Here is a 15973-nt window from a genome sequence, read left to right on the forward strand (position 1 = left end):
TCGCTCGGCACTTCTCCCCGAGTGGAGAAGAGGGAGAAAAACGTTCTCACCGCATTTTCTCATATGCGACAACCCTCCCACTGAGGGCAGATCAGGAGGCACTGCATGACCCTCGACCCGATCACGCTTTCGGTCATCCAGTCCGGCCTGCAGCAGGTCTGCGACGAGATGGACCTGTCGTTCTCGCGCGCCGCCTTCTCGCCCGTCATCGCCGAGGCCAACGACCGTTCGGACGGCATCTATTCCGCCGTCGACGGGGCGCTGATCGCGCAAGGCTCGACCGGCCTGCCGGTCTTCGTCGGCACGATGCAATATTCCACCCGGGTGCTGATCGAGATGATCGCCGCCGGCAAGGCAGCCGCCCCCAAGCCGGGCGACATCTACATCGTCAACGATCCCTATCTCGGCGGCACGCATCTGATGGATGTGCGCTTTGCCATGCCCGTCTATCGCAACGGCGAGATCTTCTGCTGGTTGTCCAACACCGGCCACTGGCCTGATACCGGCGGGGCGGTGCCGGGCGGCTTTTCGGCGTCGGCGACCTCCGTCGAGCAGGAAGGGCTGCGCCTGCCTCCCGTGCGGCTGTTCAAGCAAGGCGTGCTCGACGACGAAATCTACGCCATCATCTGCTCCAATATCCGCGTGGCCGACCAGCGCATCGGCGACGTCAAGGCGCAGGCTGCGGCACTGCTGGTGGGTGAAAAGCGGCTGACGCGAATTCTCGACCGTTACGGCGACACCACCGTCAAGGAAGCGATCGAGGAACTGCGCAAGCGGGCGAGCGCGCAGATGCGCGCCAACTGCAAGCTCATCCCCGATGGCACCTACAGGTCCATTGCCTATGTCGACAGCGACGGGGTGGTCAACGAGCCGCTGGAAATCCGGCTGGCGATCCATGCCAAGGACGGCCTGCTCGATTTCGATTTCACCGGGTCGTCGAAACCCTGCATCGGGCCGATGAATTCGGTGCTGGCGACGACCTTGTCTTCCGTCTATCTCGCCATGCGCCACATCTTCCCCGACGTGCCGATCAGCGCCGGGGCCTTCGAACCGCTCAGGGTCAAGCGCCCGGAAGGCACGTTTCTCGATGCGCAATATCCGCGCCCGGTGTCGGGCTGCGCCGCCGAGGTCAGCCAGCGGATCGCCGAAGCGGTGTTTTCCGCGCTGGTCGAAGCCCTGCCCGACCGCGTCACGGCGGCTCCGGCGGGAAGCTCCGGCAATTTCGCGCTCGGCGGCCATGACCCGGAGCGCAACCGCGGCTTCGTCATGTACCAGATTTCCGGCGGCGGTTATGGCGGCAATGCCGACCATGACGGGCTGGCCAACGGCTGCTCGACCATCGGCATTTCCAAGGCCCCGCCGGTGGAAATCATGGAGCAGCAATTTCCCGTGCTCTATCATCGCTATGCGCTGCGCGAAGGTTCCGGTGGCGCCGGCCGCCATCGCGGCGGTTTTGGGCTGGATTACGAGGTCGAGCTTCGTCGCGGCGAGGCGACCGCGAGTTTCGTCATGGACCACGGCCGCTTCGGCCCGCCCGGCGCGCTCGGCGGCAAGGACGGCCAGCCGAACTCGGTGCGGATTTTCAAGGACGGCGAGACGATCGTGCCGGAACACCTCTCCAAGGCACAGGACATTCCGCTGAGACCCGGCGACCGGGTACGCGTCGGCACCCCCGGCGGCGGCGGCTATGGCGATCCGATGACGCGTGATCCCACGGCCGTAGCCGAGGATGTCCGGCTGGAACGCTATTCGGCTGAGGAGGCAAAGGCGCTGTTCGGGGTGGTGATCGGGGTCGATGGGACGGTGGATGAGACGGGGACGGAGGGGTTGCGGGGAAGGTAGCCCGATCAAGGATAATCGCAGCCGGAACAGCCCCTCCCCGCAAGGTCGGGGCGATCACCTATGAACCTGAGCGGTGGCAGCAAGCTCCCTCTTCTCCCCAGCGGGGAGAAGTGCCAAGCGGACGCGAGGTGATGAGGGGGATCCGATGGCGGAACGGAGGCCATCGTAAGGGAGGTGGAGAGCGCGGGGAGGCGGGGGAGGAAGATTCCGGTATTGGGTGGAAAGCAGACTCTCGGCAGCAGCGCCGACAGCGTGCCCAGACGGACTATGCGGGAGGCAAATCGAGGCCGTTCGGTAGTGAGATCCAGATGACAGTTTGCGCCTCTGCGGAATGGCGTGACAGATGGCCCTTGCCGTGTGTGTCCTCCACTAACACGAAGCTACCCGCCTGAACGTGGCGCACCTCTCCGTCACTCGTCTCGTATTCAACCGAACCATCCAGCCTGACCGTAAGCACCGGCTCCGGGACCGTATGCCAAGCAACCTCGCGCATGCCCGCCGGGATGCGGGAGAGGCGGACGCGGGACGCCTGATAACTGGCCGAAACCTCGAACGGCACGGCATCGGGGTGCACCGACCTCTTCGTCGTCGGCAACTCGACTTCGTCGAAATGCGACTCGCCATCCGGGGTGGCATAGATGCGCAGGCACTTCATTTCGGCTGACTCCTTCTGGTTCGCCATACTGAAACAAAACCATGCCTACCATGAAGGAAGCGGGTAACACCACGGGTCTGTTGCGAGAGTCCGGTGTGGGCGGATGCACGGCATGTCCAGCTAGTTTCTCAACGATTTCGGCCGGTAGAAGCCATTGAACTTGGAGTGGATTCAAATTCCGGGACATCGTTCGCCCTTCGCCCAGCGGGCCCAATGACGATCCTTATGGAATCTTTATATCGCAGCACCCGATGACACATAGAATTCTTATGCGATCTCGGATAGCGCACAGGTATATGCTTTGAAATGCGTCGTGCAAAACCGTGCGAAGCCTTCAGGGGAGAGCCTTTGACCGATAAAGCTTCCAGCGTTTACGGTGCTCGCCATATGTCGACGAAGGAACTGCTAACTCTTTCGCTTGGCTCAATCGGCGTGGTGTATGGCGACATCGGCACAAGTCCGCTCTACGCCTTTCGAGAAGCCTTGCGCCCCGTGGCATCTGACGGCATCGCTGATTTCGAGGTAATCGGCCTGGTGTCACTGATGCTTTGGACGCTGACTGTCATCGTCACCATCAAGTATGTGTCTTTCTTGTTGAGGGCGGATAACAATGGCGAAGGCGGGACTCTCGCGCTGCTTGCGCTGCTATCCAAGCAAGTCGGCGAAAAACGCCGAGACTTCCTGCTGGCCCTGGGCCTGGTCGGGGCAGCCTTGTTCCTTGGCGATGCGATGATCACCCCAGCCCTGTCGATCCTCTCCGCTGTCGAAGGCTTGAAACTGGTCGCGCCTGACCTTTCGCAATTCGTCATCCCAATTTCGGTCGCAATCCTTGTTGCGCTGTTTGTCGTGCAAGCGAGGGGCACGGGGGCAGTGGCAAAAGCCTTCGGGCCGATCACACTTGTCTGGTTTATCGTCATGGCGCTGGGCGGCGTCATCCATATCTCAGACGACCTCAGCATTTTTGCCGCCATCAATCCGTGGCATGCCGTCTGGTTTGTGTTCCACGGCGGATGGGCGGGATTTGTGGTGCTTGGCGCGGTTTTCCTGACGGTGACCGGTGCGGAGGCCTTGTATGCCGATCTCGGACATTTCGGGCGTCGTTCAATTCAATGGGCGTGGTTCGTGGTCGTGTTTCCCGCTCTGACGCTGAACTACCTTGGGCAAGGGGCATTCATTCTCAAGAACCCGGCAGCGGCAAGTGACCCGTTCTTCCTGATGTTTCCCAAGCTGGCGGTTCTGCCAGTCGTGATACTGGCGACAGCAGCCACGATCATCGCCAGTCAAGCGGTTATCACAGGGGCGTTTTCAATGACCCAGCAGGCCATGCACCTGGGCTTCCTGCCTCGAATGCAGGTGGACATCACATCGGCCGCGAATACCGGTCAGATTTACCTGCCGGGAATCAACAAAGTTCTGCTCTTCGGCGTCATGCTTCTGGTCCTGATATTTCAGACGTCCGAATCCCTTGCGACTGCCTACGGAATTTCGGTGACGGGGGCTATGGTGGTCACCACCATCATGTTCTTCGATTTCCTCCGCTTTCACAAAAGGTGGTCTACGACTGCGAGCCTGCTTGTCGTCCTCCCGCTCGTCGCGTTGGAGCTGGTTTTTCTTTCGTCCAATCTTCTCAAGATTCATGACGGTGGTTATGTCCCGATCCTGATAGCCGGATTGACCGTAGTCGTCATGTGGACATGGCGTCGGGGAGCTGCAATCCTCGTCGCGAAAGCAAAACGCGACCACATTCCCCTGCAAGGCTTTATCGCGTCGATATCGCGCAAGGGTGCCCATGCGGTGAACCGCGTCCCCGGCACAGCGGTTTTTCTGACCTCGCGACCCGATGCCACTCCGCCGGCACTTCTTCACAATCTCAAGCACAACCACGCCCTGCATGAAGCAAACGTGATACTGACGGTGCGCACCGAGGATGTTCCGACAGTGCCGCCTGATGAACGCGGGCACTTCGAAGCTCTTTCCGACGGTTTTTCGATCGTAACGCTACGATTCGGCTTCATGGAAGAGCCGAATATCAATCAGGCATTGGGAGGACTGCGGAAAGAAGGTTTCAAGTTCGATATCATGACGACGTCTTTTTACCTCGGCCGCAGGAAAATCATCTCCGATCCGAATTCCGGCATGCCCGGATGGCAGGACCGACTGTTCATCACAATGGCCTCCGCCGCTGCTGATCCGTCCGACTATTTCGAACTGCCCGCAAACCGTGTAGTCGAGATGGGTGCGCAAGTTTCTGTTTGAGCGCCCCGCTTCCTTCACTTGCGGCCGAGCGTCGACAACGGGGAACGCCAAGACGCAAGCCAACGGGATTGCTGTGACACGCACAGGAATGAGGGTGGTTCGGAGATTCCCAAGGTAAGCCGATCCATCCACATACAGAAAAGCCGGACCGACATTCGTCGACCCGGCTCCATAATTTACCCGGCTAATTCTCTCAGAAGAACGCCTGAATACCCGTCTGCGCCCGACCCAGGATCAGCGCGTGGACGTCGTGGGTGCCCTCGTAGGTGTTGACCGTTTCGAGGTTCTGCGCGTGGCGCATGACGTGGTATTCGACCTGGATGCCGTTGCCGCCGTGCATGTCGCGGGCCTGGCGGGCGATGTCGAGCGCCTTGCCGCAATTGTTGCGCTTCATGATCGAGATCATTTCCGGCGCGAACTTGTGCTCGTCCATCAGGCGGCCGACGCGAAGCGAGCCCTGCAGGCCAAGCGTGATTTCCGTCTGCATGTCGGCGAGCTTCTTCTGGAACAGCTGGGTGCCGGCGAGCGGCTTGCCGAACTGGATGCGGTCGAGGCCGTACTGGCGGGCACGGAACCAGCAATCCTCGGCCGCGCCGAGCACGCCCCAGGAAATGCCGTAGCGGGCGCGGTTGAGGCAGCCGAACGGGCCGGCAAGACCGGAGACACCCGGCAGCAGCGCATCTTCGCCGACTTCGACACCGTCCATGACGATTTCGCCGGTGATCGAGGCGCGCAGCGACAGCTTGCCGCCGATCTTCGGTGCCGAAAGACCCTTCATGCCCTTTTCGAGGATGAAGCCGCGGATCTTGCCGTCATGCGCTTCGGACTTTGCCCAGACGATGAACACGTCGGCGATCGGGGCATTGGAGATCCACATCTTGGAGCCGCGCAGGCGATAACCGCCCTCAATTTTTTCCGCGCGGGTCTTCATGCCACCCGGATCGGAACCGGCATCCGGCTCGGTCAGGCCGAAGCAGCCGATCAGCTCGCCGGAAACGAGGCCGGGAAGATACTTGTCCTTCTGCTCTTCCGAGCCATAGGCATAGATCGGGTACATGACAAGCGAGGACTGCACGCTCATCATCGAACGGTAGCCGCTATCGATGCGCTCGACTTCGCGGGCGACGAGGCCGTAGGCGACGTAATTGGCATTGGCCGCGCCGTACTTTTCCGGCAGCGTCACGCCGAGCAGGCCGGCCTTGCCCATGGCACGGAAGAGTTCCGGATCGGTGTGCTCGTTGAGATAGGCTTCGTTGACGCGCGGCAGCAGCTCGGCTTCGGCGAAGGCTGCGGCGGAATCGCGGATCATCCGCTCTTCTTCGGAAAGCTGGTCATCCAGCAGGAAGGGGTCGTTCCAGGTAAAGGGGGCTGGCTTGCTCACAGGGCGGCTCCTCTAGAAAAAAATCTGCTGAACTTATGGACCCGTCCCGCTGTCGAGACAAACCATATTTACTCATAGAGATATGAGTTATAGTAATAGCGCATGACATCCATGCAACGCCGACTGCTTCCCTCCACCAGCGCCCTGACCGCCTTCGACGCGGTGGCGCGAACCGGCAGCTTTTCGGCTGCAGCGCAAGAACTGTCGCTGACGCAGGGCGCGATCAGCCGCCAGATCGCGCTGCTCGAAGAGCAGCTCGGCGCAAAACTGTTCGACCGCAACAGCCGCGGCGTGACGCTGACCGATACCGGGCGGGTCTATGCGGCGGGCATTGCGGAGGTGATCCACAAGATCCGGACGCTGTCCTTCGAAGCCATGGCGGCGGGCCGCGAAAACGCGCTCAGCCTCGCCATCCCGCCGACCTTCGGCACCCGTTGGCTGATGCCGCGCATCCCGGGCTTCGTCAAGGCCAACCCGAACATCATCATCAATTTTGCCACCCGCATCGGCCGGGTCGATTTCGAGGCCGAGGGGCTGGACGCGGCAATCCATATCGGACGTCCCGACTGGCCGGATGCCGATTGCAAGCTGATGATGCATGAAATGGTCGCACCGGTGTGCAGCCCGGATTTCCTCAAAACCCACCCGGTCGCCCGGCCCGAGCGGCTGCTGTCGCTGCCGCTGATCGAGATGGCCTCGCGGCCGGGCGCCTGGGAACATTGGTTCGCCAGTCTTTCCATCGAGGCCAGGCTTTCGGGGGGCATGCGCTTCGAGCAATTCTCGAATGTCGCCCAGGCCTGCATCGCAGGGTTGGGTGTGGCGCTCATGCCATTATTTCTGATCACATCGGAGCTGCAGATCGGCCGGCTGGTGCTTGCCTATGACCACCCGGTGCAGAGCCTCAGCGCCTATTATCTGGTGCGGCCGCAACGCAAGGTCAGCTACCCCCCGGTCGTAGCCTTCTCCGAATGGCTGATGGCCGAGGTCGCCACCTTCGAGAGCGAAGCCGCAGGCGACAGCGTCATCGCCTGGTAGGCGGTTCAGCTCCCGGCATCGATCGCGCATCGATATTCGATGATGGCGCGTGGGATTTCCGCCGCATAGTCCGCCGCCGACAGTGTCGCGCGCTTCGCGTCGAGGTGGTCGATCAGCGATGTCGCGACGATGACGCCATCGGCAACTGCGGCGACACCCGCGGCCATTTCCGGTGTCTTGACCCCGAAACCCACCATGACAGGCAGCTTCGAGACGGCCCGGCAGCGCTCCACCGCCTCACCGATCGCTTCGAGCGAGGCAGACGGACCGCCGGTGGGGCCAACCACCGGGATGCAATAGAGAAACCCGCCGATGCCGGGTTTTTCGACGGCGAAATCTTCGGGAGCCAGCGTCGGTGCGGCAAGCGGGACCATCACCAAGCCATGCCTTGCAAGCGCATCCAGCAGGCTGTCCGCCTCGCGGATGGGGAAATCTGCGGCAATGATGCCGTCCACGCCGGCCTTGGCGGCACGTTCGGCAAAGGCCTCGTAGCCCATCGCCAGCAACGGATTGCTGTATCCCATCAGGATCACAGGCGTGACATCGTCGTGTTCGCGGAACGCCGCGACAAGCTCCAGCGTTCGCGAAAGATTGCCGCCGGCGGCCAGTCCGCGCCGGTTGGCCTTCTGGATCGTCGCGCCGTCAAGGATCGGATCAGAATAGGGATGGCCGAGTTCGATCAGGTCGATACCTGCAGCGGCAAAGGCGTTGAGCCGTTCCAGGCTTTCGGCGAAAGACGGATCGGAGGCGACGGTGTAGGTGACGAACGCCTTTCGACCCTCGCCCTTGAGCCGCGCGAACATCGCATCGATGCGCGGCACCTGCATTTTTCTTGCCATGATCAATCCTCCGGCCAGACGATATCGAGGTCCTTGTCGCCCGAGGACGGGACCATGACGACCACCACGTCAGCGGGGCTGAGATCGCCGGCGATCGTTTCGGCGGCCGCAACCGCATGGCCCGCTTCGAGCGACACGAGGATGCCTTCACGGACAGCAAGTCGCCGGACTGCGTCACGCGCGGCCGCATCGGTGATGGACACCGTTTCGGCGCGGCCGGAGGCCACTAGGTTGGCGATCTCAGGCGCGGAACCGGGATAGGCAAGGCCCGGCGCAATCGAATCCGTCGGCAGGATCTGGCCGTCCACGTCGCAAAGCACCAGCGTCTCGGCTCCATGAAAGATGCCACGGCGCCCGTTGGCGAGCCGCGCGGAATGGGCGGCGCCCTTCTGACCTGAACCGCCGGCCTCGACCGCCACCAGCCGGATCTGCGGATCGTTGACGAAGGCCGAGAAGATGCCGATGGTCGATGAGCCGCCCCCCACTGCAGAGACGACGGCCGCCGGCAGCATGCCGGCCTCGATCATCTGAAGGCGGGTTTCGCGGCCGATCACGGCCTGGAATGCCCCAACCATCTGCGGATAGGGGTGCGCGCCAATTGGAGCACCGGCCACATAGGCCGTGGTGGCGCTGAACCCCATCCAGTGGCGGATGGCTGCGGAGGTTGCGGCATGCAGGGTGCGGTCGGCATCCTCGACCACTCTCAGATCGGCACCGAAGGCGCGCATCTTCTTGACCGCTGCCGATTGCTGGGCAGCGTCCCTGGCGCCCATGTAGATCGTGCAGGGCATGGAAAAGCGCGCGGCGACCGCTGCGGTGGCGATGCCGTTCTGGCCCGATCCGGTGTCGGTGACGACGCTGGATAGCCCCATGCGACGCGCGAGCAGGCACTGGCCCAATGCGGAATTGGCATAGTTGCCGCCGTTGAAGGTCAGGTCGTCGCGCTTGAGGAAAATGCGCGCGCCGCGTTCGGACTCGATCAAGGCGCTGGTTTCGGAGATCGGCGTGGGGCGACCGACGAACCGTTGCAGCAGATTGTCGAAGGTCGCGCGGAATGCCGGATCGGCCCAGGCGTCGTTGAAGGCGCTCTCCAGCCGGTCGAGCACCGGCAGCAGCACCGGGGCGACATATTGCCCGCCGAAGACGCCATAGCGTCCGGGCCGGGTTTGGGTCGCTGTCAGGTTCTGGATGCCCATGCTCACGCGCCCTTGCCGATGCGGCGGACAAGAACCGCAGCCAGGATGATCGCGCCGGTGATGATGTCCTGCAGGAAGGTCGAAACGCCGAGGATGGTCAGGCCGTTGCCGATGACGGCAATAATCCCGGCCCCGACCAGCGTGCCCGGCACATTTGCTTCACCTTCACGGAACGCGGTCATGCCGAGAAAGACGGCCGCATAGGCGGAGAGGAGATAGCCACCACCGCCGGTCGGGCTGGCGCTGCCGATACGGCCCGTCAGCAACATGCCGACCAGCGCCGCGAGCATGGCGCACAGGATGAAGGCAACCATGGTGTTGGGCACGATGCGCACGCCAGCCAGCCGCGAGGCTTCGCGGTTGCCGCCGATGGCATAGAGACGGCGGCCGAATTCCACCTTGTCGAGCAGCAGCCAGACGACGATGGCGACGCCGATCAGCCACCAGGTGAGCGTCGGGATGCCCAGCGCGTGGCCACGGGCGAGGTCACGAAAACCGGCTGGGATATCGCCAAACAGCGTTGCGCCATCCGAAAGCCAGAAGGTCACACCGCCGATGATCGTACCGGCCGCAAGCGTTGCGATGAAAGAGAGCACTTCGAACTTGGCGACGATGTAGCCGGAGACCGCGCCGAAGCAACCAGCAGCGGCAAGCACGATCAGGCAGGCAAGCGGCGTGGGAACACCGAGCTTGAAGAGAAAGACGATGAAAATACCGCCGAAGGACACCAGTGCGGCCGTCGAAAGATCGAACTCGCCGACGGCCATGACCATCGTCGCGCCGATCGCGACGATGGCGAGCAGTGCCATCTGCTGGGTGATGTTGATGAGGTTGCTTGCCGTGCCGAATGCGCCGGGGGAGGCAATGGAGAAGGCGACGATGATCACAATCAGCGCGATCAGCGTGCCGTATTGTCTGGCGAGGCCGGTCATGCAAGGGACTCTTTCTGTTCAGGATGGTGGAAGGCGGCAGCGACGATGCGCTGCGGCGACAGTTCGTCGCCCGAAAGCTCCGAAGTGAATTCGCCATTGGCGAGAACCAGGACGCGGTTCGAAAGCGCCAGCAACTCGTCCATGTCGCTGGTGGTCATCAGGACGGCGACGCCCTCCGATGCCAGCCGCCGGACGATGGCATGGATTTCTTCCTTGGCGCCGACATCGACGCCGCGCGACGGTTCGTCGAGGATCAACAGGCGGATCTTGCCGCCGAACCAGCGGCCGAACAGCAGCTTCTGCTGATTGCCGCCTGACAACGTCAGGGGATGCGCCCAGGGCGAGCCCATCTTGATCGACAGCTGCTGCTTGATGTCTGCGGTGCGGGCAGCCAGCCCGCTGCGGCTCGTCAATGGCAGCCCGGATGACGAGCGAACCGACTTCAGATTGGTGATCGCGAGGTTTTCGGCGATGCTACGAGCGGTGATCAGCCCCTCGCCGCGCCGGTCCTCGGGTACATAGGCGCCGCCGGCGGCGATCCGCGCACCGATGTCGCCAGAGCGCATGGATGCGCCATCGATGAAAACCGTTCCTCCTTCGCTGGTCCGCGAACCCCACAGAACCTTCATGAAGGAGGAACGGCCGGCGCCGACAAGACCATAGAGACCCACGATCTCGCCTTCACGCACACTGAGCGAGACCTTGGAGCCGCGTCGGCCGAAGGGCAGGTCTCTGACTTCGAGCACCGGCTTGCCGCCGGCGACAGGCGCAGCCCGGCCGCCCCGGATTTCTTCATGCCCGGACATCAGCCGGACGAGATCGGCTCGGTTCACATCGGCGATCGCCCCCGTTCCGGTGGTGGCGCCGTTGCGCAACACGGTGTAGCGGTCGCAGATATCGAGCACCTCGTCGAGGCGATGGGAGATGAAGATGACGGCAACGCCGCGCGCCGCAAGCGCCCTGACGGCCTGATGCAGACGGCGCGCCTCGCCATCCGAAAGCGATGCGGTCGGCTCGTCCATGACGACCAGCCGTGCCGGCTCGTTCATCAGCGCGCGGATGATTTCCACAAGCTGCTTCTGACCCGTCGTCATGCGGCCGACGGGAATGTCGAGCGGCAGATCGGGGGCTATGTCCCGCGCCGTTGCCGCGACCTTGGCTCGCATCGCTGCGCGATCCACGAACAGCCCGCGCTTTGGATAGGGGCGGCCGACAAAGGCGTTCTCGACCGCCGTGAAATGCGGCACCAGGCTGAGTTCCTGATGAATGAACCGGAAGCCGAGATCCTCGGCGTGACGGACGCTCGTTATGATCTCCGCCTTACCGTCTATGCGGATCTCGCCGGCATCAGGACTGACCAGACCGGACAGGGACTTGATCAGCGTCGACTTGCCGGCGCCGTTTTCGCCCAGAAGGCCGTGCACCGAGCCCGCTTCGACGGCAAGGTCGGCGCCCGCAAGCGCACGCGCGCCACTGAAGCGCTTTTCGAGTGCACGGATTTCCAGAAGCATCGTTTCGTTCCTTGCCTCAGGCGGTTAGTTGCAGGTCACGCCGAGGGATTCAGGTGTGACAGTGACGGCGGGAACATAGAGTTCGTCCTTGTCGGCCTTGCCGCCCGCAAGAATTTTTTCCAGCTGCTCTGCGCCAACAGTTGCCATTTTGGGGAAGTCCTGACGGAGCGTCGCCTTGTAGTGGGTGCAGGACTTGATCATGTCGACCGCCTGCGCATTGCCGTCGATGCCCATGATGACGAGCTTGGAATCCGGCTTTTCGGATTCGGTCGCCAGCTCGGCACCGATGCCCGGATCGTCGAAGGCTGCCCAGACGCCATCGATGGCATCGCCATGCTGGCGCAGGATGTTTTCCATGGCGATACGGCCGTCATCGACCGGGCCCGGCACCTTGACGAAATGATCGGCAATGATCTTCACGTCGGGGTACTTCTTCAGAACTTCGTCGAGGCCGAGTTCGCGCTGATGCACGCCCGGATGAGCCGAGTGATAGAACTTGACGATGTTGCCCTTGCCGCCGATCGACTTGATCAGTTCCTCGGAGAGCTGCACGCCCAGATCGAAATTGTTGGAGGTGACGTTGACGGCGACGTCGGCATTCTTGGCGCCGTCCAGCGAGATCACCGGAATGCCGGCCTTGTGGGCCAGCGCGACCTGGTCCTGCACCTGGGCCGGATCGGTCGAGATCAGCACGATTGCCGAAGCCTTGGCATTGACAGTGTCTTCGATGCGCGAGGCGAGCTGGCCGAAATCGTTGCGGGTATCGATGATGGTCACGTTCCAGCCACGCTTTTCGCCCTCGGCCTTGAAGCTCTGCGCCATCTCGTTGGTCGGGATCGAGCTGATATAGGGGGTGAGGATCGACACATCGGTCGCCCATGCGGATGCCGCCGACGACAGCAAGGTGGCGAGCGCCACCGAAATCATTGAAAGTCTCATTTTCCTGCTCCTCAACTGGATGTGACGTTACATGTTGTTTTCGTGGACCAGCCCGTCCGTGCGGATCAGGCCGATGGGGCGCAGCGCGTCGATTGCCTTGCGATAGGCGTCGAACATCGCGTCATAGCGGGGTGTCATTGTCGCATCGGGCTCGAAGATGCGCTCGACGCTGGTCATTGCGGGAACCGCTTCGGCAATCGTGGCAAATTGTCCGATACCGACTGCCGCCATGATCGCCGCACCGAGGCAGCCGACATCGGCAAAGGCGAAGCGATGCAGCGGAATGCCCAGGCAATCGGCGCGGATCTGGCTCCAGAGATCGGAGCGCGAGCCGCCGCCGCCATAGAGCAGCCTGTCGGGCCGGTAACCGGCGGCCGTCGTCAGCGAACCGAGCAGATGACGGGCCGAAAGCGCCACACCTTCCAGCACGGCAAGCGCCAATTCCGGTCCTGCGGTACGGCTGTCGAGGCCGATGAAGGCCCCACGAATCTCTGAATCCCAAAGCGGCGCGCGTTCGCCTTCGAGCTGCGGCAGAAACAGGATCGGCCGGTCGTGGCGATCGGCTTTCTCGGCGAGCCTGGGGACATCAAGCGGATCCACGCCATTCGCCTTGCCCCACCAACGCAGCGAATCGCCGCCGCTCTGGGTCGGACCGGCATTGACCACCAGCCCATCGACCGTCGGGAAGGTGACGACGCCGGGCGCGCCGATGCGGTTGGAGCCGGCCAGCGCCAGGATCTCGCTGGTACCGCTGACATACATGCCCTGCCCCGGACGGAACACGCCGCAGCCGAACAGGTTGCCCCAGGCATCCATGGTGCCGGTGACGACGGGCACCATGCGGCCGGACGAACCGAGCCGCATTTCGCCCGCGACATCAGTCATTGCGCGCAGCTGTGGCAGCCGCTCGGCAGCGCCCGGCACGCGCGCGATCAAATCCGTTACATACGCATGATCGAGGGTGACATGGCCGAAAGCCGAAATGGGGTCGGCCACCGCATTGCCCGTGAGGTGGAAGAGACAGAAGTCCTTGGGCGAAAACACATAGGCCGTTTTTGCCCAGAGATCCGGATGGTTTTGTGTGAACCAGGCCATCTTGGCAAGCACGTGGCTCGCACCGATGGGCATTTCAGCACCCCACCACGCCTGTTTGTCTCCAGCGGTGATTTTTGCATCGATGGCGGCCGCGGCAGCGCCGGCGCGCACATCCTGCCAGACGATCGCAGGCGCCAGCGGCTTGCCGGATGCATCGACGAAGACATCGGTATTGACCTGGCTGCAGATGCCCACGGCGGATATCGAGGCAGGGTCACGCCCGGCCAACAGCGCGTCGATCGCATCGCGGATGCCATCAAGCCAATGCTGCGGGTCCTGCTCGACCAGACCGGGGCCCGGCCGTTCGGTCGGATAGGCACGGCCCCAGTGATCGATGACCGTGCCATCGATAGAGAACAGCCCCGCCTTGACCGAGGTCGTGCCGATGTCAAAACCGATGATCAAGCCGCCCTCAGCCATCGAGACCCCTCCGCAAATCCCGAAGCAGGGACGTCAGTCTTTGCCGCCCTTCGAGCGCGGCACGCAGCACTTCGGAGCCAACCACGATACCATCGGCGCCCAGATCGATGGCGGCGCGCGCCTGCTCACCATTGGAAATACCGAAGCCGAGCAGGATCGGCGCTTCGACGCCCGCCTGGCGCAGCGTCTCGATGCGTGCCCGACCCCCGGCATCGACGGTATCGCGCGGGCCGGTGACGCCTTCGGCGGCCTGCAACATCACATAATAGTCCGCAGCCTTTGCCGCCTCGATTTCGCGGGAAGTGATCGGCAGCGGTGTAAAGGCGGAGACGGCAACCCTTTCGGCACGGGCAGCCGCCTCAAGCTCGAGGCGGATTTCATCGTCGGTGGGCGCGACAATCAAAAGCCCATCGAGACCGGACCAGACATCCGGATTGGAACGGGCTGGATGGGCCGCATCGGCATAGGTCATCAGCAATGCTGCGGGCCGTTGCGCCTGCCGGTCGAGACGCTCGCGAATTCCGTCGAGATCGCGCCGGGCATTGCTGCGATCGGCGCGTGCCATCGAGCCGCGCACATCCGGACCGTCGAGATAGGGATCGGGCGAAGAAAGGCCGAGTTCGACGACATCGACGCCCTCGCCTGCATAGATGTCGAGAAGATCGACCGGCACCCTGGGGTCGCCGACTGGGAAATAGCACGTCAGCCACGGCCGCGACGCTGTCGCGCTCGTACCCTTCAGCTGTCTGTCCGTTGTCAATTGCATGCGTCACTCCACGGCGCCGTCCTCCTGGCGCCCACAGATCTCGCATGCAGTGTTAATGAGCCGTCATGAAACTGTCATCCGGGGAAAGGCCCGGCAAAATCGAATTCTGCAGGATGTGGATAGCGCCCGACCGATCAGTGCGTCCCGGCGGAATCTTGCGAGGGCAGGACGCCAAAGACATCGCGATAGGTGGCGGAAAACCGCCCGAGATGGCGGATTCCGACGTTGCGGGCCGCCTCTGCCGCCGACAGCCCCGCGTGGCGCATCAGCCGGCGGGCATTCTCCATGCGGATGCGAGTGAGGATGTCATAGGGGGAGCGCTGGTAATAGCGCTGGAACCCTTCGTAGAGCGCACGCTCCGAAATGCCGATCTCGCGGGCGACCGCCGGCATCATCAGCCGCTCGCCGTAGCGCGTCTTGAAGAGATCGATGGCAAGCTTGACCTGCCGCGGCGTCGCGTGCAGGCGCTCGGGAACGATCGAACTGCCTTGCCGGTAGGCGATGTTCTGCAGCAATTCATCGATCAATGCGGGGACGACCGCTTCCAGATCTTCCTGCGCTGCAATTTCGGGATCGGCAAGCGCTTCGGCAAGACCAGAAAAGGCCGTCCTGATGTAGCGCCCATGTTCGGTGTTCAGGTCGATCACGGGGTTGAAGATCGGGTGGCTGGCATTGGGCCGGCGCGCCAGCGCCGCAAACCGGTCCTCCAGCGCCTGCCGGTCGATCTGCAGCATCATCTGGCGGGTGCCGGCCCGCCAGCGCGACACAAAGCGCGGCCCCGGCGACAGCAGCAGCGCGATACCAGTGCCCGATTGCACCGTCTCGGCACCGAAATGAATATCGACACCGCCTTCGATGGGCATTTCGAGCATGTAGAAATTCTCGAAGCTCGAGGCGATGGAGACCTCTTCGCCATATTGCAGCAGGTTGAAGCCGGATCGGTCGAGCGCCAGTGAGGCATGACGGAAGTCAAGCGCCGCGCGGTTCGGGCCCGGCTCCAGATGGTGGTCGCAATAAGAGTTCGACAGGTGCGCTTCGGCGTCGGCAAACTCGGTCGAGTTCGTCTGGCGTATCCTTTGATGTGCCTGTTCCACGCTCAATACCGC

General features: G+C 62.8%; 13 protein-coding genes. 3 read left to right on the top strand and 10 right to left on the bottom strand.

Features of this window, described 5'->3' with window-relative positions:
• Positions 1–105 precede the first annotated feature (105 nt).
• Entirely contained in the window at positions 106–1842 is a 1737-nt protein-coding gene (locus JJB09_RS24350) for a hydantoinase B/oxoprolinase family protein (RefSeq protein WP_201663699.1), read from the top strand.
• A 265-nt stretch (positions 1843–2107) separates the two neighbouring features.
• Here JJB09_RS24350 and JJB09_RS24355 read toward each other — a convergent pair whose 3' ends face one another.
• Complete coding sequence (locus JJB09_RS24355; protein ID WP_201663700.1) at positions 2108–2497, bottom strand: cupin domain-containing protein; 390 nt, start codon at positions 2495–2497, stop codon at positions 2108–2110.
• Positions 2498–2884: 387 nt separating this feature from the next.
• Between JJB09_RS24355 and JJB09_RS24360 the strand changes: the two genes are divergently transcribed.
• Positions 2885–4753, top strand: coding sequence for a potassium transporter Kup (locus tag JJB09_RS24360; protein ID WP_201663735.1), 1869 nt, complete (start codon positions 2885–2887; stop codon positions 4751–4753).
• Positions 4754–4946: 193 nt separating this feature from the next.
• Here the strand turns inward: JJB09_RS24360 and JJB09_RS24365 are convergent, their stop codons facing one another.
• A complete protein-coding gene (locus tag JJB09_RS24365) occupies positions 4947–6134 on the bottom strand; it encodes an acyl-CoA dehydrogenase family protein (protein WP_201663701.1) in 1188 nt (395 codons plus the stop codon).
• A gap of 102 nt (positions 6135–6236) precedes the next feature.
• Between JJB09_RS24365 and JJB09_RS24370 the strand changes: the two genes are divergently transcribed.
• Positions 6237–7169, top strand: coding sequence for a LysR family transcriptional regulator (locus JJB09_RS24370; protein ID WP_201663702.1), 933 nt, complete (start codon positions 6237–6239; stop codon positions 7167–7169).
• A 5-nt stretch (positions 7170–7174) separates the two neighbouring features.
• On the opposite strand, the gene trpA is transcribed toward JJB09_RS24370, so the two are convergent.
• The 8 genes from trpA to JJB09_RS24410 form a co-directional block, all read right to left on the bottom strand.
• Positions 7175–8008, bottom strand: a complete 834-nt coding sequence (trpA, locus tag JJB09_RS24375) for a tryptophan synthase subunit alpha (protein WP_201663703.1) — start codon at positions 8006–8008, stop codon at positions 7175–7177.
• A gap of 2 nt (positions 8009–8010) precedes the next feature.
• Complete coding sequence (gene trpB, locus JJB09_RS24380; protein WP_201663704.1) at positions 8011–9204, bottom strand: tryptophan synthase subunit beta; 1194 nt, start codon at positions 9202–9204, stop codon at positions 8011–8013.
• A 2-nt stretch (positions 9205–9206) separates the two neighbouring features.
• Positions 9207–10136: an ABC transporter permease gene (locus JJB09_RS24385; protein ID WP_201663705.1), complete on the bottom strand. Its 930-nt coding sequence runs from the start codon at positions 10134–10136 to the stop codon at positions 9207–9209.
• Positions 10133–11647 (bottom strand): sugar ABC transporter ATP-binding protein, encoded by a 1515-nt coding sequence (locus tag JJB09_RS24390; RefSeq protein ID WP_201663706.1) that lies wholly within the window; start codon positions 11645–11647, stop codon positions 10133–10135. The genes JJB09_RS24385 and JJB09_RS24390 overlap by 4 nt, the downstream gene beginning before the upstream one ends.
• A gap of 24 nt (positions 11648–11671) precedes the next feature.
• Positions 11672–12586, bottom strand: coding sequence for a sugar ABC transporter substrate-binding protein (locus JJB09_RS24395; protein WP_246748948.1), 915 nt, complete (start codon positions 12584–12586; stop codon positions 11672–11674).
• Positions 12587–12613: 27 nt separating this feature from the next.
• Positions 12614–14101: a xylulokinase gene (locus JJB09_RS24400; protein ID WP_201663707.1), complete on the bottom strand. Its 1488-nt coding sequence runs from the start codon at positions 14099–14101 to the stop codon at positions 12614–12616.
• Positions 14094–14867: a tryptophan synthase subunit alpha gene (locus tag JJB09_RS24405; protein WP_201663708.1), complete on the bottom strand. Its 774-nt coding sequence runs from the start codon at positions 14865–14867 to the stop codon at positions 14094–14096. Before JJB09_RS24405 ends, JJB09_RS24400 begins: the two co-directional genes overlap by 8 nt.
• Positions 14868–15001: 134 nt before the next feature.
• Entirely contained in the window at positions 15002–15961 is a 960-nt protein-coding gene (locus tag JJB09_RS24410; RefSeq protein ID WP_343229082.1) for an AraC family transcriptional regulator, read from the bottom strand.
• Between the last annotated feature and the right edge of the window lie 12 nt (positions 15962–15973).

The sequence above is a fragment of the Phytoamicus setariae genome (genome assembly GCF_016722925.1).
In the GTDB taxonomy this organism is placed as follows: Bacteria; Pseudomonadota; Alphaproteobacteria; order Rhizobiales; family Rhizobiaceae; genus Rhizobium_E; species Rhizobium_E setariae.

Excerpts from the sequence above, each read along its gene's own strand:
- JJB09_RS24350 (WP_201663699.1), top strand. The coding sequence starts at position 106 with ATGACCCTCGACCCGATCACGCTTTCGGTCATCCAGTCCGGCCTGCAG.
- JJB09_RS24355 (WP_201663700.1), bottom strand. The coding sequence starts at position 2,497 with ATGAAGTGCCTGCGCATCTATGCCACCCCGGATGGCGAGTCGCATTTC.
- JJB09_RS24360 (WP_201663735.1), top strand. The coding sequence starts at position 2,885 with ATGTCGACGAAGGAACTGCTAACTCTTTCGCTTGGCTCAATCGGCGTG.
- JJB09_RS24370 (WP_201663702.1), top strand. The coding sequence starts at position 6,237 with ATGACATCCATGCAACGCCGACTGCTTCCCTCCACCAGCGCCCTGACC.
- trpA (WP_201663703.1), bottom strand. The coding sequence starts at position 8,008 with ATGGCAAGAAAAATGCAGGTGCCGCGCATCGATGCGATGTTCGCGCGG.
- trpB (WP_201663704.1), bottom strand. The coding sequence starts at position 9,204 with ATGGGCATCCAGAACCTGACAGCGACCCAAACCCGGCCCGGACGCTAT.
- JJB09_RS24385 (WP_201663705.1), bottom strand. The coding sequence starts at position 10,136 with ATGACCGGCCTCGCCAGACAATACGGCACGCTGATCGCGCTGATTGTG.
- JJB09_RS24390 (WP_201663706.1), bottom strand. The coding sequence starts at position 11,647 with ATGCTTCTGGAAATCCGTGCACTCGAAAAGCGCTTCAGTGGCGCGCGT.
- JJB09_RS24395 (WP_246748948.1), bottom strand. The coding sequence starts at position 12,586 with ATGAGACTTTCAATGATTTCGGTGGCGCTCGCCACCTTGCTGTCGTCG.
- JJB09_RS24400 (WP_201663707.1), bottom strand. The coding sequence starts at position 14,101 with ATGGCTGAGGGCGGCTTGATCATCGGTTTTGACATCGGCACGACCTCG.
- JJB09_RS24405 (WP_201663708.1), bottom strand. The coding sequence starts at position 14,867 with ATGCAATTGACAACGGACAGACAGCTGAAGGGTACGAGCGCGACAGCG.